General features: G+C 67.3%; 14 protein-coding genes. 6 read left to right on the top strand and 8 right to left on the bottom strand.

Annotated features, from left to right (window positions below):
* Positions 1-52: 52 nt before the first annotated feature.
* A complete protein-coding gene (locus tag DM816_RS06155; protein WP_117209179.1) occupies positions 53-1195 on the top strand; it encodes an epoxide hydrolase family protein in 1143 nt (380 codons plus the stop codon).
* Positions 1196-1416: 221 nt separating this feature from the next.
* Here the strand turns inward: DM816_RS06155 and DM816_RS06150 are convergent, their stop codons facing one another.
* The 8 genes from DM816_RS06150 to DM816_RS06110 all read right to left on the bottom strand — a co-directional run bounded on the left by DM816_RS06150 (position 1417) and on the right by DM816_RS06110 (position 10290).
* Positions 1417-2967: a nitrilase-related carbon-nitrogen hydrolase gene (locus DM816_RS06150; RefSeq protein ID WP_117209150.1), complete on the bottom strand. Its 1551-nt coding sequence runs from the start codon at positions 2965-2967 to the stop codon at positions 1417-1419.
* Positions 2964-3200 carry a hypothetical protein gene (locus DM816_RS06145; protein WP_117209149.1) on the bottom strand — a complete coding sequence of 79 codons (237 nt, stop codon included), beginning with the start codon at positions 3198-3200 and terminating at the stop codon, positions 2964-2966. Before DM816_RS06145 ends, DM816_RS06150 begins: the two co-directional genes overlap by 4 nt.
* A gap of 89 nt (positions 3201-3289) precedes the next feature.
* On the bottom strand, positions 3290-5584 hold the full coding sequence (locus tag DM816_RS06140) for a helix-turn-helix transcriptional regulator (RefSeq protein WP_117209147.1): 2295 nt from the start codon (positions 5582-5584) through the stop codon (positions 3290-3292).
* Positions 5585-5647: 63 nt separating this feature from the next.
* The gene (locus DM816_RS06135; RefSeq protein WP_117209145.1) at positions 5648-7117 is read right to left on the bottom strand and encodes a glycoside hydrolase family 130 protein; all 1470 of its coding nucleotides are present in this window, start codon (positions 7115-7117) and stop codon (positions 5648-5650) included.
* Entirely contained in the window at positions 7114-8115 is a 1002-nt protein-coding gene (locus DM816_RS06130; RefSeq protein WP_117209178.1) for a glycosyltransferase, read from the bottom strand. The genes DM816_RS06135 and DM816_RS06130 overlap by 4 nt, the downstream gene beginning before the upstream one ends.
* Before the next feature lie 38 nt (positions 8116-8153).
* A complete protein-coding gene (locus DM816_RS06125) occupies positions 8154-9323 on the bottom strand; it encodes a glycosyltransferase (RefSeq protein ID WP_246001636.1) in 1170 nt (389 codons plus the stop codon).
* A 182-nt stretch (positions 9324-9505) separates the two neighbouring features.
* Positions 9506-9949 carry a DUF5994 family protein gene (locus DM816_RS44225; RefSeq protein ID WP_246001634.1) on the bottom strand — a complete coding sequence of 148 codons (444 nt, stop codon included), beginning with the start codon at positions 9947-9949 and terminating at the stop codon, positions 9506-9508.
* Between the two features lie 104 nt (positions 9950-10053).
* The gene (locus DM816_RS06110) at positions 10054-10290 is read right to left on the bottom strand and encodes a BON domain-containing protein (RefSeq protein ID WP_117209138.1); all 237 of its coding nucleotides are present in this window, start codon (positions 10288-10290) and stop codon (positions 10054-10056) included.
* A gap of 304 nt (positions 10291-10594) precedes the next feature.
* Here DM816_RS06110 and DM816_RS06105 point away from each other — a divergent pair, with 304 nt between their 5' ends.
* The 5 genes from DM816_RS06105 to DM816_RS06085 all read left to right on the top strand — a co-directional run bounded on the left by DM816_RS06105 (position 10595) and on the right by DM816_RS06085 (position 17339).
* On the top strand, positions 10595-11278 hold the full coding sequence (locus tag DM816_RS06105) for an ABC transporter ATP-binding protein (protein WP_117209136.1): 684 nt from the start codon (positions 10595-10597) through the stop codon (positions 11276-11278).
* 62 nt (positions 11279-11340) lie between these two features.
* On the top strand, positions 11341-13575 hold the full coding sequence (locus DM816_RS06100) for an FtsX-like permease family protein (RefSeq protein ID WP_162907156.1): 2235 nt from the start codon (positions 11341-11343) through the stop codon (positions 13573-13575).
* A gap of 35 nt (positions 13576-13610) precedes the next feature.
* Positions 13611-14315 (top strand): signal peptidase I, encoded by a 705-nt coding sequence (lepB, locus tag DM816_RS06095; RefSeq protein ID WP_162907155.1) that lies wholly within the window; start codon positions 13611-13613, stop codon positions 14313-14315.
* A 169-nt stretch (positions 14316-14484) separates the two neighbouring features.
* Positions 14485-15702, top strand: coding sequence for an ROK family transcriptional regulator (locus DM816_RS06090; RefSeq protein ID WP_117209131.1), 1218 nt, complete (start codon positions 14485-14487; stop codon positions 15700-15702).
* A gap of 128 nt (positions 15703-15830) precedes the next feature.
* A complete protein-coding gene (locus DM816_RS06085) occupies positions 15831-17339 on the top strand; it encodes a cellulase family glycosylhydrolase (protein ID WP_117209176.1) in 1509 nt (502 codons plus the stop codon).
* Positions 17340-17416 lie beyond the last annotated feature (77 nt).

Raw genomic sequence — 17416 nt, 5'->3', positions numbered from 1 at the left:
TGCCATCAAGCTAGGACCGAAGCTGCCCTAGGCTGTCCGTAGCGTGGTGTTCATGAGTCAGGAGATCACCCCGTTTCGGATCGACATCCCCCAGCACCGCCTCGACGACCTGCACCGCCGCCTGGACGCCACCTGCTGGCCGGCCGCCCTGCCCGGCGACGATTGGTCCACCGGTGTACCGACCGCATGGCTGCGCGAGTTGGTCGACCATTGGCGTACCGGCTACGACTGGCGGGCCGCCGAGGCACGGCTCAACGCGTTCCCGCAATTCACCACGGTCATCGACGGGCAACGGATTCATTTCCTGCACGTGCGGTCCCCGCACCCGGACGCCTTCCCGCTGGTGCTCACCCACGGTTGGCCCGGCTCGATCGCCGAATTCCTCGACCTGATCGGGCCCCTGACCGACCCCGACGACCCGGCCGACGCGTTCCATCTGGTCATCCCCTCCCTGCCCGGATTCGGGTTCTCCGGACCCATCACCGACCCGGGCTGGGACACCGACCGCATCGCCCGCGCCTGGGCGGAACTGATGCACCGACTCGGGTACGAGCGCTACGGTGCGCATGGCGGCGACATCGGCGCCGCGGTCAGCCCGCAACTGGGCCGCGTCGCACCCGACCGGGTCGCCGGCATCCACGTCAACGGCGGGCCCGGCCCGCTACCGCCGCTGCCGCTGCGCGGCGACGACTTGGCCGGCCTGTCCGACCTGGAACGCGATCGGATCGCCCGGATCGAGGCGTTCATGAACGAGGAGTTCGGCTACATCGCCATCCAGTCAACGCGCCCGCAGACACTGGCGTACGGGCTGACCGACTCACCGGTCGGCCAACTGGCCTGGCTCATGGACAAATTCCGGGAATGGACCCACCCCCGCGAAACCCTGCCCGACAAGCTCATCGACCGGGACTGGCTGCTCACCAACGCCATGATCTACTGGCTCACCGGCACCGCCGGAACGGCCGCGTACGTCGGCTACGCCCAGGAATCCGCTTGGGGCGCAACCAAACCCAACTCCGGCGTCCCCACCGCCGCCATCGTCTTCGCCCACGACGTCGGCATCCGCCGCTACGCGGAAACGGAGAACACCATCACCCGCTGGACCGACATCGACCGTGGCGGCCACTTTGCCGCGCTCGAAGAACCCCAGACGCTGACCGCCGACATGCGCGCCTTCTTCCGCGACCTCCGCTGACTGGCACGACCGCAGCCGCCGCGCCGACCCCGTACGACCTTGGGCCGGCACGGCGGCTCACCACGTCACCACCTCCCGTTGGATCAGCTCAGCGGCTCTACATAGGTGTTGCGGTAGACACGCAATCGCGCCATGCGAGCAAGATGCTGATGGAAGGCCGATCAACGGCTCAAAGCCCACCCGTGGTCAGCGGGTGGGCTCGGTGATGTAGGACCGTGCGGTCAGGTGGCCGTCAGCACGCCGGCGTGCTGACGTTTCGGTTCATCGTCGTCGGCTGGCCCGTCTGGGGTGGCGGTGCGGGCCACTCGTCGTCGGAGAACCACGACCGCAGCAGCTGCGAGCAGCCCGGCGATCGACAGCCAACCCAGCACGTCGCCGAAGAACAGCGCGTACGGCGTCTTGACCCCACGGATCGGCACCGCCACCGTCAACGTGTGTTCGGTGGTGACGGGGTCGGTTCGGTACCAGCTCGCGTCCTGCCCCAGGACTCGACCCTGATGATCGACCGCCAACGATGTGCCCTGCCGCACGGGCCGCACCATGCTCACTCCGTTCTCCACCGCCCGCAGCGTCGCCTGCTGGTTGAGCGCGTCGGTCACCGGCGCCCAATCGCTGGAGGGCACCAGCAGGATATCCACGCCGGCACGACCGGCCTGGCGCACCAGCGCGGGGAAGCTCGCGTCGAAGCAGATCACGGTGGCCAGCCGCCCGTACGGGGTGTCCACGGTGGGCATGATGCCGGGGCCGCGCACGTTGCCGTCGCTCAGCGCCTCGGTGGCCTTCAGGTAGTCCCACACGATGGCGCCCGTCGGGTCGAACATGATCGCCCGGATCTCGACGAACGGGGCCTGCTGCACCGGCAGCAGCCATACCGTGCCGATCTGCAGATAGATTCCCTCCGTCCGGGCCACCGATCGGGCCCGCTCGACCACCGCATCCTTGTCCTCGACGAACTCGTACGCCGACGCCTCGGCCCACACGACGATCGGTGCTCCGGCCCGCGCCGCCCGTTCTGTGCGGGAGACCAGGTCGTCAAGCAGCGGCATGAAGTACCGCTCGCGAACCTCAGCGCGCTCCGCTGCAGAGCGGGGTCCGGGCGCCAGCTTGGCGCTCATCAGCGCGTCGCTGGACGCCCGATTCGGCGCCAGGCCGGTGATCCGGACGGTCGGTGCGTTCGGCGGATCGAGGGCGACCCGTGCCCCGCCCAACGCCAGCACAGCCCCGAGCACCGCGCCGAAGACGAGCAGCGTCCGCCCGGCGCCGACCGTGGTGCGTCGCTGCCATACCTCGTTGGCCACGGCGGCGGCCCAGGCGATGAGGAACGCAATGATCCACTGTCCGCCGACTGCAGCCGACTGCAGCAACGGGAGATTGCCCACCTGCGTCCCGGCGACGTGGCCGGTCGAGCCGAAGTCGCCGGTGCTGAAGAGGAAGACCAGCGCCGTGTCGGCCATCGGAAACACGAGCGTTCGCGCGATCCCGGTGAGCCGGCCGGCAAGCAGCCGGTCGATGGCGTACGGAATGGGGGTCAGGACGGCGCCGCCGACAGCGGCCACGAGCATCTGATCGGTCGATACCACGTCGCGGAAGCTCGCATATGTGCTGAGCGCGCCGACCAGGGCGAGCGCCGGCACGGCCCATCGGGCTTTGACCGTACGGCTGAACCGCAACAGCAAGAGGGGCGCGAGCCACGCCGCTAGCGGGATCGTGGTCTGTAAGAGGGTGAAGGGCAGTATTGCCCCTCCGAGCGTGAGCCAAAGCCAGGACATCATCGGTGCTCCAAGGTGATCTCGTCGTCGATCGTGGTGACCAGGCGGAGCTCGCTGTGCACGTCCCAGAGCTGGTCGAGCAAGGCGCGCAGGGCGGCCTGGTCGAGGTCCAGATTGGTCAGCACGGTCCGGCCGTTCTCGGTGTAGTGGGTGAACTCGCCGAACCTGCGGCGTAGCTCGTTGGCGAGTCCGCCGGGCAGGATGCCGCGGATCTCCACCCTGTAGCGCAACTTCATCTCAGTCTCCTCGTCGGTCGAGGACGACGATCGCGCGCAACCGGGTGGGGTTGCACCACCCCGGCGGAGAACCACCCGGGGTGGACGGCTCAGATCAAGCCCAGCTGCCGCCCGCGGCGGACCGCCTCCGGGCGGGAGGCCGCATCCAGCTTGCGATAAAGGCTTTTGGTGTACCCCTTGATCGTGTTCACCGACAGGTAGAGCTCCGCGCCGATCTCGCGCCGGTTGAGCGGGCCTTGCAGTGCCCGCAGCACGGCAAGTTCGCGCTCGGTGAGCGGCTCGGCAAGCGCTCCATCACGGCGTGCGAGGGCCACCGCATCCCGGCCGATGCGCTCCTGGGCGGCGCGTAGCGCGGCCGCCACCCCGGGCAGCACCAGCTCGGTGCGCGTGATTTCGTCGGCTTCGGACAGAGCCGCGGCGGCAGCCCGGCGGTCGCCGCCAGCGAGTTCCGCCTCGGCTCGCGCGGTGAGCGCCCGCACCGACTGACTCGGGTGGCCGGTGGCCACGGCCAGGTCGGCAGCGCGGGTGAGGACGGCGCGGGCACGGGTGACATCGCCGTCGCGGTACAGAATGAGCCCTTCGGCGAGGCGCAGGTACGCGACGGCCGGCGCGGCCGAGACGCCGAGGGCGTCCTCCATCCGGGCCGCCTCGGGCAGCGCGGTGCGCAGCAGCCGTCGTACCTCCTCGATCCTGCCCCCCTTGAACATCGACACGGCCAGCAGGCCGGTGGCCTGTAACCGGCTGAACGCGGGGAGATCGACAGCGGCCGCCCGGCCGACGGCGTCGGCGAGCAGCGAGGCGGCCTCTGCATCGTGGTCCATGCCGCTGAGCACACCGCCAAGCGCGATCCGGGAGATCACCCAGCCCTGCCGGGTGGGGTCGGACTCGAGCGCTACCGCGCGCCGTGCCACCTCGAGGGTCTGCGCAGCGGCCTCACCGGAATTGACGTAAACGGTTCGCAGAGTTGCCGCGGCCGCGCGGGCTGAGTGCCAGCCGGGCGGCGGAACGGACTCATCGGTCAGCACCGATTCAACCGAGTCCAGCAGCGACGCGACGCGGTCGAGCCGGCCGGTGAAGCCGGCCGCCGCTGCCAAGGCGATGCCGAGCTTGGGACTGGCCCGCACGACCTCCGGCGGCAACGCGTCGCCCAGCCGCAGGAAGGTTCCGAGCGCCCCGCGCGCCATGAAGTCGTCGTCGCTGTCCGCGAGCAACTCACCCGCGGCCACCGGGTCTCCTGCCGCGACCAGGCACCGAAACGCGCTCTCCCGATCGCCCGCCGAGCGGTGCCACGACGCCGCCCGCAGCAGCAGAGCCGATTCCTCGCTCGCGTGGGTGGCGCGCAACTCCCGCAGCAGCGCCTCGCGAAACAGCCGGTGGTATCGGTACCAGGTCCGCCGGGCGTCCAGCGCCACCAGAAACAGGTCAGCGCGTTCCAACTCGGCGAGGATCCGCGCCGACTCGCGCCGCTCAAGCACGAAGTCGCACAGCGGGCCCGCCAGACGGTCAAGCACCGAGGTACGCAGCAGGAAGTCGCGCTGTTCGGGCGCCAAGCCGTCGATCACCTCCGCCGTGAGGTAGTCGACCACATGCCGGTTGCCGTCCGCCGGGCCGGTCAGGTCCGCGGGCCAGGCGGGCGCGCCGCGCAGGGCCAGCGCCACCAGTTGGAGACCCGCCGCCCAGCCCTCCGTGCGCGTGACGACATCCACGACCGCGTCCTGCGGCAACTCGTCTCGCTGCGCCCCGCGGCCGCTGACAGCCGCGACCAGCGGACGTGCCTCGCCTGCGGTGAACCGCAGGTCGGCGGCCCTGATTTCGGTCAGTTCGCCGCGCGCCCGCATGCGGGCCAATGGAAGCGGCGGGTCGGACCGGCCGGCGAGGACCAGTCGTGCGCCGGGCGGCAGGTAGGCGAGCAGGAACTCCAAGCCCTCGTGGATACGGCGATCGCGGATGACGTGCAGGTCGTCGACCACGACGGTGAGCTGACCCGGACGCGTCGCGAGGTCATTGAGCAGTGTGGGCACGGCCGCCTCCAGCGGGTCCATCTCCGGCACCCGCAGCGCGGCCAATGCCGCTGCGCCCAGCGTCTCGTCGGCGACGCGAATGGCCGACACCAGATAGGTCCAGAACCGGAACGGCTCGTCATCCGCCTCGTCGAGGGTCAGCCAACCCACGCCGGTACCGCCTTCGCCCGCCACCGTGTGCGCCCAGTCGGTGAGCAGCGTCGTCTTTCCCCAGCCGGCCGGCGCGACCATCACCACCAGCGGTGTGCCATCGCGGAGGGCGTCGATCAACCGGCGACGCGGCACGATGCCTGCCCGACGCTGTGGCACGCTCATCTTGCCCACCACAAGCGGAACTCCCCGCGGCACTGCGTCGCTGCTCATCACCGATCGATTCTGTCACCGCGCGGTCCTCCATGCGCACGTTGCTGTTGGCGGCCAGGTCGCCTATTCGGTGTTGCGCCGCATCCGCTCGAGGATCGTCGCGAGCCCGATCTGGGCGAAGCCGATCGCCGCATCGCTGATGCCGTAGGGAATGGTCAGCACATCGTCGGACAGGAGGCTGCCGCAGGAGTAGACCACGTTGGGCACGTATCCATCCCGCTCCTGCGCATCGGGTGCGAGCAGCGGTGAAGCGGTCTCGGCAAGCACGCGATGCGGCTCGTCGAGGTCCAGCAGGATCGCGCCGATGCTGTAGGTCCGCATTGGACCGACGCCGTGCGTCAGAACGAGCCAGCCGGCCTCGGTCTCGATCGGGGATCCGCAGTTGCCGACCTGGATGAACTCCCAGGGATCGATGGTGGAGCGGAGGATCGGCCCGCGCTCCCAATACACCGCGTCAGACGAAGCGGAGAGGCTGATGTTCTCTCTGTCCCATCTGGACAGCGCGAGGTACTTCCCGCCGACACGGCGTGGAAACAGTGCCATTCCTTTGTTCCGGGCGGCCGGCCCGGCCAGCGGACCTATCCGATACGTGCGAAAGTCTTGTGTGGTAAGCAGATGTGGTGCGACATGGTCGCTGTCGTATGCCGTGTAGGTGCCGTGGTAGAGGAAGGCTCCATCGTCGCCGGCGAAGCGCACGAGCCGCACGTCCTCCATGCCATGGCTCTCGGCGGCGCCGCTCGGCCAGATCAGCTGCTCGCCGACGGGCGTTCCCTCGGGGAAGGCCAGATCGTACTGGCTCGACACGACGTAGCCGACCCATTGCACCGCCTTCTGCACCGCCTGCCGTGCGAGCAGGTGGGGATGAAGCTGCGCCATGGCCCGCCGCAACATCTCCTCGGTGAAGACGTCCGGCAGTTCCGAGAGCACCTGCCCTGCGGTCGCGGGATCGACCCCGAGGTCGTCGAGGCGGTTGACGATCAGCGTCTTTTCGAGGTCACGCGTGGTGCGCGCGGCCGTCGACAGAAACCTTCCCGGGTCGTCGACCACGATCCCGCCCGGCCACACGATCCCGGTGCGGAACTCCACTGACGACAGGTGGCCTTCCCCGATCGCCCGCACACTCATCAAGAATCGGGTCTTTCCCTCGGGTACCCCGGATTGGTCCGGATGTTCGACCATGGACGGATTGCACAGCGCCGCCGCCTCCACCGAGAACTCGTGCGTCAGGTATGCCCCAAGCAGAAGGCGCCGCTGCCGGGAGAACTGCTGGGTCTCATGCAGACGGGCCGACACGAGTGACGCATGCCGCTCCAGGATGTCCTCAAAGTCGCGGTGCCTGGACACAAACCCCACACGCACCGCATCGAGCCCGGCGCTTACCTGCTCTTCGGTCAGCTTTCGCACTCGCTCGACGATCTGATACACCCGCGACTGGCTGTCCGAGGCCTCCTCGCCGGGCACGAACAACTTGGCGATCACCCTGCGCGGGTCGGCTCGCAGGCGGGGCGCCAACCTGAGCAGGCAATCGTTCATGGTTGCTTCCTTTCCAGACTCTTTTCATGCTGAAGTGTCAGGCTCTTTTCATGCTGAAGTGTGGAGATGAGGGCCAGCGTCGACTCCGCCCCCTGGTTCAGGCTCACCGCGCTGCGGCCGAGACCGTCGCAGCCGCCGCCGGTGTCGGCGTTCATCACCGGCTTGCCGATATCGTTGTCTCCCATGAACCACGCGGCGCACATCCGGATACCGTCTGTCCACACAGGATCGCCGGTGACGGCGAAGGCTCGGGCGAAGGCATCGGCGAGGGAGGCGGCCTCGATCGGTTGCTGATCGAAGCCTGGCCGCCCATCGACCCTTGACCACCCGCCGACCGGAGTCACCGAAAGATGTCCATCCCGGGTCTCCACCTTGCGCAGCCACGACAGCAGAGCCAAGCCGTCGTCGATGAGCGCGGTGTCGCCGAGGGCCTGGCCGACGGCCAGCAACACCTCGGGCAGGACGGCATTGGCGTAGTAGAGCCGTTTCTCCGGCCATGGCCAGCGCGGATCGCCGGCCGGCCGACCGATGGCACGAGCGGTCAGCGTCAGCAGGGCCTGTGCCGGACGGTGCCCGGGGTACTGGCTGAACACCTCGGCGGCACCGAGCGCGGCGAAGGCCATCGCTCGCCGGGAAGGCGAGCGGTGTACGGCGCTGATTTCAAAGCGGGACAAGGCTTCGTCGCGAATCCAACCATCTCCGCCACGCGCGGCCAGCGTCCCGAGGCCCCACAGCGCGCGCCCCCACCAGTCACCCGACCCGGCGCTGTCGCTCCACCGCCGGTCGAACCCGAGCCGGTTGTGTACCGCCCCGGTGTGGACCTGAGCGTGCGAGACGAACGCCAGATAGCGCTCGGCCAACCGGTGCAGCTCGGTGCTCAAGCGGGGTTCCCGGGCCAGAACCACAAGGCCACGTGCGACATCGTCCACGCAGTAACCGTGATTGCGGCGCGGCACCGCACCCTGCGCGTGCTCGAACAGGCCGGTGGAGTCGGACATGCGCAGGAGGTGAGCGAATGCGGCCTTGAGGGCAGGGCTCACCGGCTCGACACAGACGACTGTCGCAGCAACGCCTCGAACAACCGGCCATACTGCCCGGCCACGGTTGGCCAGTCCATCAGCGATGCCAGACTCGTGTTGTGCGTGGACATCGCCTGCGCCAGACCGGGCTCGGCGGTGATTCTGGTCAAGGCCGCCGCTATGGCTGCGGGATTTTTATGTGGTACCAGTAAACCTCCCCGCGAATCGCCGAGCAGCTCGACGGCGTGGGGGAAGTCGGTCGACACCACAGGCACGCCGGCCGCCATGGCCTCGGTCAGGACGCCCGAGGTGACCTGCTCATCAGAGTTGTAGGGAAGCAGCACCACGTCGGCCTCGCGCAACAGCTCACGCAGCCGTTCAGCGCTCAGATAGCCCGGCTCGAACTCGACCAGGTGAGCAACGCCCTTACGTTCAGCACGCTCGCTCAGGAATTCGCGATAGCGCTCACCTTGCTGGGCAACCACTTTGGGGTGCGTCTGCCCGGCAACGACATATCTCGGCCTGGGACCATCCGGATCCATCACCGACAGCGCGTCGATGCCCCACTCGATACCCTTTCCCGGGCCGAGCAGGCCCCAGGTGAGCACCATCGGATGCGCCCGATTCACCACCCGCCGGACCCGATCGAGGCTGGTCCCGGCCGGAGCACCGTGCGGGATCAGCCGGAGCTTGCGCGGCTCCACCCGGTAGTCGTCGAGCAGCCTGCGGCGGCCGGTCGCCGACATCGTCACCACGGCATCGGCGGACTGCGTCAACGTCTCCAGGATGTAGCGCTGACGGCGGCTGGGCGCGGCAAGGACCGTGTGCGCCACGACGACCACGGGCACCCGGATCAGCTCCAGAAGGTCAAGCACCTGCTCGCCGTCGGCTCCACCGTAGATCCCGTACTCGTGCTGGATGACCGCCACGTCGAATTTGTTCAAAGCCCGTGCCGCATCCTGAATCCCGGCCTCCGATTCGGAAGCCACAACGTGCGCGACATCCTGGTCGTGAAAGGATGGCGCAGCCTGCCCGACCCGGACGACGCCCACAAACAGGCTCGGGTCATCGGCGGCAAGCCCTGCCCGCAGCGATGCGGTAAACGTCGCCAGGCCGCACTGGGTGGGCGGATACGTGCTCACCATCCCGATCGAGACCGCCTTGCTCGGGCCCGCCGCCGACCTCACAGCCAATACGCTGGGCGACCCGCGATCGGGAAGGGACGGCTCACGCCAGGCAGTCGGTGCCACGGCCGTCTTCATCACTACGGTCTTGTCGGCACGGTTCATTGCCTACCTCCAGATGCATAACTTGGTACCGGCTGCGGACCGCAGCGGCCGTGGCGTGCGCAGGGTGCGATGAGCGATGCTCAGCGCGGATAAGGCGCGGTGAGGCGATTCGAGCCGACAGCGACCATCGCCATCGCGGCGTGTGCCTCGTCCGGCGCGGTCTCCGGCGGCAACACCAGAAGATCGACGCGGTCGCCACCGGCGCAGAAGGCGGTGAGCAGGGACGCGGGCTGACTGGCGAAATAGTCCAGCAACAGCGGGCGATCGCCCATGTTCAATCGGCGTGGGTGGCTATCCCAGCCATCAACCGGCAGCACAAGACGAGCGACGGTGCCGCGTGCCCCATCGATGCACATAATCAGCGCCGGAAGCTCCGCCGCGGCATCATGCGACCTGGGCCACCATGCTCCGTCAAGCAGGCCGCTGTGCACACCGTTCGATGCGATCCACAGGCGTAGAGTGGACGCTCGCGCAGAGGTGGGCGCCAATATCAGGAGATTGGGCGCAAAACGAGGCTTTGACATCACATGTCCCTAAGCAGCCGGCCTGGCTGGCACCTCAACTGTGATGTCGTCTCCCGGATTACCTCCCATCCTACCCCACCAGGTGGAAACGACGCCGCCGCGCATCACGCGGGCCTGCTCACCGTCATTTCGTCGCCCACGGCCTTGACACCGCGAACTCGCATAGCCGATCGGCTCGCCGCAAGTTTCTCCCGCCAACTCGGCACCTCGCCGGACAGCCGCACCGCACCGCCGCGCACCGACACCTTGATCAGCGCAGACTCAATGCCAGGATCGCCACGAAGCTCCTCGACAATGGTCGCCTGAAGGTCGCGGTCACTTCGAAAAATTGGTCCCGTCACCGGTCAAACGTGCACCCATTGCGACCAAAGCACCAGGAACATTTCGGTGCATAGCCAATAAATCTTCGAAGTCTTCGGGAGAACCCTCGCTCGTCATCGACGGCCGTAACATTGACACGTTATGGTTTTGAACCGGGGTCGGGCGCAGCGGTCGACCGATGGAAATACACGGGGAGGTCCAAGGTGAGCGTTAGCCATGCCGTGTCCGGCTGCTCGCTTGCCGGCATGCGACTCAATAGCATCACGGGGGCTGCCGTGTTGGCGGTTGCCCCCACGCTGGGCTTCGCGTCAACCGGGACGACAAATGGTACTACCGTCTCTGGGTGATCTCGTAGCGGAGAAGGTCCACCTTCGTTACGGGGACACAGTGGCGCTCGCGGGAGCGAGCGCCACCATCGCATCAGGTGAAATCGTGGCTATGGTCGGTCCGAGCGGATCGGGAAAGTCCTCACTCCTGTACTGCTTGGCCGGCTTGATCGCGCCGGACTCCGGCGAGGTTCGGTTCGCGGGAACCAATCTGGCGAGGCTTCCAGACGACGAGCGGTCAGATCTGCGGCGTTCCCGATTCGGGTTCGTGTTCCAGTTCGCCGAACTGGTGCCTGAATTGACGCTTCGCGAGAACATCGCACTTCCGTTGGAGCTCAATGGTGTCAAGCGCCGCGAGCGGGTGTCCAGAGTGGACGAGCTGGTGGACAGGCTCGGGCTCGCCGACCATGCCGAACGCCGACCGAGCAAGGTTTCGGGCGGCCAGGCGCAACGCGCCGCAGTGGCGCGGGCGATCGCCCATCGGCCGTCCTTCCTCTTCGCCGACGAACCGACAGGATCGCTCGACTCGGCCAACGGCATGGTCGTGCTGGATCTGCTGCTTCAGCTTGCGAACGACGATGGTGCGGCGGTCGTCATCGTGACGCACGACGAGCGGGTGGCCGCGCAGGCGGATCGCGTCATCAGGATTGCCGACGGCCGGTGCGGGCAGGCGGCCTCATGATCAGGCTGACACTGCGGCTCATGCGAGGTGGAGGCCCGGCCGGTGCGGTCCGTCTCGCGCTCATGACCCTTGGCATCGCCATGGGAGTCCTCTGTGCCACCCTGGTTGCCGCGCTTCCCGTGGTGCTGGACGCTCGCGAAGCGGTGGTGGCCGCGCGTGCGACCAGACCGGCACCCAACGAAGGCATGGAGCGGTTCCTGTTCTCCGAGGCCACCGAGGTCTGGAATGGCCACCGCCTGGGCCGCGTGTTTGTCGCCGAAGTCCGGCCGGACGCACCACTGCCCCCAGGGGTTTCACGGCTACCCGGTCCGGGTGAATCCGTTGTGTCCCCGCAGCTTTCCGCGGCTCTCGCCGATGACGCCGCGCTACGGCAGGTGGTGCCAGGAGCCGTCATCGGCACCATCGGACCGGCGGGCCTGCTGGGGCCGGACGAGTTGTTCGCCTACATCGGTGTGCGCCGGGACGACGTAGGTGACCTCCATCAAGCCATCGGATGGGGTAGTCGCGATCAGTTCGCTCTCGACAAGCAGCAGGCGGGACTCACCGAAATGCTTGCCATGCTTGTGTTGCCGCCTGTTGTCATCTATCTGGTCATCTGCTCCAGACTTGCCGCGGCTACGCGGGCCCGGCGCTATGCCGCGCTTCGTCTGTTGGGGCTGAGGCGATCGAGCGCGCTGCGCCTGGCCGCAGGCGAGGCGGCTCTCGCAGGCGGAGTTGGAGCAGTGCTCGGAATTGGGCTCTTCCAGCTGGTCAACCCCGTGATAGCAGGTTCCGGCATCATCGGCTTCCGCTGGTTCCCGGAAACCGCCGAACTTTCCACGGGCTATGCCGTGCTCATCATCGGCGTCATCACGGCCGTGTCGGCGTTTGTCGGCGCGATCGGCCTGCGGCGCGCACTCGCGCGGCCGGTTGAGGGGCGGGCGGACACGGGTGACGGGCCAACCCGGATGGCCCTGCTGCTCCCACTGATGATCGGGCTCGGCATACTCGCTTATCCCTTGCTCGTCGTGCCGGATCGGACAGACGATCTCCCTATCCGTGTCGCGATGACAGGCCCGATGGGGTGGCTCGTGTTAGGCGGGGTGCTGACCGCTTGTGTGGGCCTGCTGATTGGTTTGCGTCCTCTGCTCGCCGCCGCTGGATCCCTGCTCACCCATGACCGCTTTCCGACGTCGGTGAGACTTGCCGCCAGACGGATGGTGTGGGAGCCATCGGCGACCATCCGTCTGCTGGCGGGCGTCGCCCTGCTCATTCTGGTGGCAGGCATCGGCGAAGGTGTCATGCGGGATCTGGCTATGCGCGCTGGGCCCGTCGTCACCAACTACGAGGTACAGATCGCCGGCGGACCGGAAACGGACCCAAAACTGTTGCAGCGCAGCTTTCAACTGGACGCATCCTATCGATGGACGGTGCAACGCAGTGCTATCACGCCTGTGCAACCGGGAGAGTCGCCCAATGGGATCGCCGATCTCATCAAGTATGTCGGCATTGACCTCGTGACGATACGTTGCGGTGATCTCAAGACGTTGGTCACCTCCGACGTCGGCAATTGCGGCGACGGCCGCTGGTATCGCCTCGTGCAGGAGGGCATGCTGGGGTCGCCCTTCGACATCCCTGCCGGCCTACCCGTCACCTTCCTCGACGCGAGCGGCACGAAGAAGGAGATCCCCGTCCCCGCCGATGTGCTCGTTGTCCCGCAGGGCTCGCTTTTTGCCAACGCGGCTAGCGCTTCCTTGCTGTACACCGGAAGCGAGCCTGTATTCGGCTGGACGCCGGACGCAGACGTGACCTTCCTTGTCTCCGGAGAAAAGGGAGAGCTGACCAAGTTCAAAGCAGCGGCGGCCGCGATCTCACCGAACCTTCGCCTTAACGTCCCGGCTGAAAACATCGTCCTTCTGGAGACCTATTACCACCAGCGCGGTGTGCTCTCCGCCGGCACCTTCGTCGGTTTCCTGCTCGGCATCCTGGCGTTCGCCATCGCGGCGGTGGATCGGGCGGTGGAGCGCAGACGCGACGTGGCTTCCCTGCGCGTGCTCGGCATACGGGTTCGCGGCGTGCGGGCAGTGCAATTGATCCAGCTTCTGACCCCGCTTGGATTGGTGATCGGGGCAAGTGGATTAGTCGGCCACCTCGCCGGCAACGCTGTGCTGCGGCTTAACGATGTCCATCGACCATGGCACATGGGCACGCTGGACGCGATGCTTCCGCTGGTTGTTGTCGCCTCCGTCATCGTCCTCGGCGCGGCAAGCATCGTCACGGGGCGAAGCCTTCGCACAGAGGATCTGAGACGGGAATGAGAATGAATGCTCGAAGGGCGAGTGCTGTCGGCGGATTGCTCTTGCTGCTTGCCGGCCTGCTTGTGATGACGATCCGCTATGACACATACGTCGCCACTACCGGTGTGATGGCGCCGTCCTTCCGCATCGGCGAGGTCGCGCTGGTCGATCCCGCTGAGCGGAACGCCCGTCGTCCTCAGCGCGGTGACGTCGTCCTCGTGAAAGGTACTCACTGGCCCGGCGTACCGACCGGGCACATGTTCGTTCTTCGGGTGGTGGCGGTGGCCGGCGACCGAATTTCTTGCTGTGGCACCGGTGGTGCCCTGCTCCTCAACGGTGAACCGCTGCAGGAGCCGTATGCGTGGGGGGCCAATGAGGTGTTCGGCCGGTTCGACATTGTCGTTCCCGACGGGAGGATCTTCCTGCTTGGGGACGAGCGCGATCGCTCGCGTGATTCGAGAGAGCTTCTCGCTCCGGGACATGTTCACGCGGACCATGTCCATGATCACGCTGACACCAGCTATGCGGCCCATGCCACCGTCGCCGTGGATGAGGCACAAGGCACTATCCTGACCGTCATCTCACCGCCTTGGCGGCTTCGCGGCGTCTCGTCGGCTCCCGCCACCTCTCCGCATTTCTATGCCTTGGCGGCGACCGCCCTGGGATTATTGATTCTTCTTGTGGTCATGGCTCCGCCCGCGGCGCGGCTGGCGCACCAGCTCTATAGGCGGGTCCGCAGGCGGCGGACTGAGGTGTGGTAGCCGCTTGCCCGCTCTTTGTCGCGCGGGCCGGTGAAGCGAGGGCCCGGTGAAGCGAGGGCCTGAAGCTGCATGCCGGCTCGCGGCGGCGCGCGCCGATCGCCAGGGCGCGGAAAGGGACAAAGTTAGTAAGCTAATTTGCGGAAGGTCCCTCCGCAGCGAAGGAGCGCGCATGTTCACGAGTCTGGTCGGGGGTGGCAGGTCGAAGACTCGTGGGATGGTGCTCAATCTGATTCGTGCGGCGGGCACGATCAGCCGGGTTGAGCTGGCGGCCAGTATCGGTTTGACGGGGCCGACGATCACCCAGGTTGTCCGTGAGCTGATGGGCGAGGGACTGGTCGTCGAGGTCGGGCGGGGCGCCTCCACCGGCGGCAAGCCCCCCACCCTGTTGCAGCTCAACCCGCCGGCCTGCTACAGCGTCGGGGTGCTGTTCGAGCGCAACCTGTGCGTGGTGGTGCTGGTGGATCTGGCGGGCCGGCCGGTGGCGCGCACCTCGTTCCAGGGCACCGCGTTGATGCCGCCGGACCAAGCGCTTCCGGTGTTGGCATCGCGGGTGGACGGATTATTGGCCACATCGGGTGTGGACCGGTCCAGGGTGCTGGGCGTGGGTCTGGTCAGCTACGGCCCGCAGGATCGGCAGGCGGGTGTGCTGCTGACCCCTCAGCCGACCGACGAGTGGATGGGTTATCCCATCACGCAGCGGTTGTCGGAGGTCCTGAAGCTGCCCGTGCTGCTCGACAACGACGCGGCCGCGGCGGCGATCGGCGAGTACTGGCTGGGCGCGGTCGAGCCCGGCAGCGTCTACGGTTGCATCTACATGGCCAGCGGCATCGGCGGTGGGGTGGTGGTCGCTGGCGACGTGTACCGCGGCACGTCCTCCAACAGCGTAGAGATCGGCCATATCGCCATCGACGCGGTCAACGGCGAGGAATGCGGCTGCGGCAACCGTGGCTGCCTCGAAAATTACGCCGGACCTTCAGCCGTGATCAGGCAGGCTTTCACGACCGGCGGGCTCGGGCAGCGGCTGGGACTTGACCCGGCCGGCACCGACTTTCTCACCGGTTTCGGGCGCATCGCGACAGCCGCCGGCGCGGGTGATCCGGTCGCGCGGAGCCTGATTGAAGCCTCGGCCCGCCTTCTCGGCACGGCCGCCGTTACGATGACCACCCTGTTCGATCTCGACCGTGTCGTGTTGGCCGGGCCCAGCTTCACCGCGGCCGGCTCGATCTACCAATCGGTCATCCAGGAAGAGGTGCAGCGGCGCAGCTTCGCCCGCCGACTCCACCCGATCGAGGTGGTGCCGTCGGTCAACGGCTCGGATGCCGCCGCGATCGGTGGCGCGGTGCTTGTCCTGCAAAGCGAACTCACGCTGCTACGCCTCCAGCGATAAGGGCGTCCCGCAAGGACGCCGCCCCCGCGGTGCGCGGAGATCTGCGCTCTTGACTTTGATAGGGAAATTAACTAAGAAGGATACCGAAGCGTTCCTGCGGGTCACCTCAGATGCCAGAGGAGATCCCGATGAAATATCGCAACGCGGCCATGGCGGCCGCTTTGGCGAGTTTGGCCGCTGCCACCGGCGCGGCGATCGTCACCGGCAGTGCGTCGGCGGCGAGCACCGGTTGCTCGGTGAACTACACGGTCGTTGGGCAGTGGGCCGGTGGGTTCCAGGGCGATGTCAAGCTGACCAACCTCGGCGACCCGCTCACCTCTTGGACCTTGACGTTCGATTTCCCGGACACCGGCCAGCGAGTCGAGCATGGCTGGAGCGCCACCTGGTCCCAGTCCGCCAGCCGCGTGTCGGCGGCCAGCATGAGCTGGAACGGATCGCTGCGCACCGGCGCCTCCACGACGATCGGGTTCATCGGCTCTTGGCGCGGCGTCAACCCGATACCGCAATCGTTTGCCATCAACAACATCCCATGCACCGGATCGGTGATCACACCCAGCCCGACGGCGACCGCCAGCCCCACACCGAGCCCCAGCCCCAGCATCAGCCCGAGCCCGGGTGGCCCGGCGCCGAAGCTGCGGGTGTCGGGCAACCGGATCGTCACCGCGGCCGGGCGGCCGTACCGGCTGCTGGGTGTCAGCCGCTCCAGCGGCGAGTACGCCTGCGTGCAAGGCAAAGGCCAGTGGGACTTCGGCCCGGTGGACCAGGCGTCGGTCGACGCGATGAAGACCTGGAACATTCATGCGGTACGGGTTCCGCTCAACGAGGAGTGCTGGCTGGGCCTCAACGGCACACCCAGCGGGGCCACCTACCAGCAGGGCGTCAAGGAATATGTGAACCTGCTGGTGGCCAATGGCATCAACGTGATCCTCGACCTGCACTGGAACTGGGGCGCCTACACCAACAGCCCGGAATGGCACTGCAAGGACGCGGCCGCGGTCTGTCAGAAGCCGATGCCCGACGCGCGGTATGCCCCGCAGTTCTGGACCAGCGTGGCCAACACGTTCAAGGGCAACGACGCGGTCGTGTTCGACCTGTTCAACGAGCCGTACCCGGACATGCCCGCCGAATGGAACAAGACCCTGGGCTGGCAGTGCCTGCGCGACGGCGGCACCTGCGCCGGGCTGCCGTATGAGGCAGCCGGCATGCAGGATCTGGTCGACGCGGTCCGCGCGACCGGCGCGACCAACATCCTCATGGTCAGCGGGCTGGAATGGACCAACGACATGCGGGAGTGGCTGGTGTACAAGCCGAACGACCCGTTGAACAACATCGTCGCGTCGTGGCATGCGTACAGCTTCAACGCCTGCGCCAACGAGTCGTGCTGGGACAGCCAGATCGCCCCGCTCGCGGCTCAGGTCCCGGTGGTGCTGGGCGAGTTCGGTCAGGACAACTGCGGCTACGACTACATGGACCGGCTGGTCAGGTGGGCCGACGCGCACGCCATCTCCTACCTGGCATGGACCTGGAACCCGTGGGGCTGCACCGGCGGCGCCGTACTCATCCGCGACTGGAACGGCACACCCGAACCCGGCGTAGGCGAAGGCTACAAAGCCCACCTCCTCACCCAGAGACCATAGGTCTGACAAGGAAGGACCGCACACGCGCAATAAGCTGGCCGGCGCAGTGGCGCGGGCGCGATGAGCAGGCGGATTCG

The sequence above is a fragment of the Allorhizocola rhizosphaerae genome, assembly GCF_003426775.1.
Lineage (GTDB): Bacteria > Actinomycetota > Actinomycetes > Mycobacteriales > Micromonosporaceae > Allorhizocola > Allorhizocola rhizosphaerae.
The sequence above is the reverse complement of the archived record's forward strand: the minus strand, read 5'-3'. Positions and strand labels throughout refer to the sequence as shown.

What these genes read in the sequence shown, in the direction of transcription:
- DM816_RS06135 (WP_117209145.1), bottom strand. Translation starts at nt 7,117, where the DNA reads ATGAACGATTGCCTGCTCAGGTTGGCGCCCCGCCTGCGAGCCGACCCG.
- DM816_RS06100 (WP_162907156.1), top strand. Translation starts at nt 11,341, where the DNA reads ATGACCCTTGGCATCGCCATGGGAGTCCTCTGTGCCACCCTGGTTGCC.
- DM816_RS06145 (WP_117209149.1), bottom strand. Translation starts at nt 3,200, where the DNA reads ATGAAGTTGCGCTACAGGGTGGAGATCCGCGGCATCCTGCCCGGCGGA.
- DM816_RS44225 (WP_246001634.1), bottom strand. Translation starts at nt 9,949, where the DNA reads ATGTCAAAGCCTCGTTTTGCGCCCAATCTCCTGATATTGGCGCCCACC.
- DM816_RS06140 (WP_117209147.1), bottom strand. Translation starts at nt 5,584, where the DNA reads ATGAGCAGCGACGCAGTGCCGCGGGGAGTTCCGCTTGTGGTGGGCAAG.
- DM816_RS06085 (WP_117209176.1), top strand. Translation starts at nt 15,831, where the DNA reads ATGAAATATCGCAACGCGGCCATGGCGGCCGCTTTGGCGAGTTTGGCC.
- DM816_RS06150 (WP_117209150.1), bottom strand. Translation starts at nt 2,967, where the DNA reads ATGATGTCCTGGCTTTGGCTCACGCTCGGAGGGGCAATACTGCCCTTC.
- DM816_RS06130 (WP_117209178.1), bottom strand. Translation starts at nt 8,115, where the DNA reads ATGTCCGACTCCACCGGCCTGTTCGAGCACGCGCAGGGTGCGGTGCCG.
- DM816_RS06090 (WP_117209131.1), top strand. Translation starts at nt 14,485, where the DNA reads ATGTTCACGAGTCTGGTCGGGGGTGGCAGGTCGAAGACTCGTGGGATG.
- DM816_RS06155 (WP_117209179.1), top strand. Translation starts at nt 53, where the DNA reads ATGAGTCAGGAGATCACCCCGTTTCGGATCGACATCCCCCAGCACCGC.
- DM816_RS06105 (WP_117209136.1), top strand. Translation starts at nt 10,595, where the DNA reads ATGGTACTACCGTCTCTGGGTGATCTCGTAGCGGAGAAGGTCCACCTT.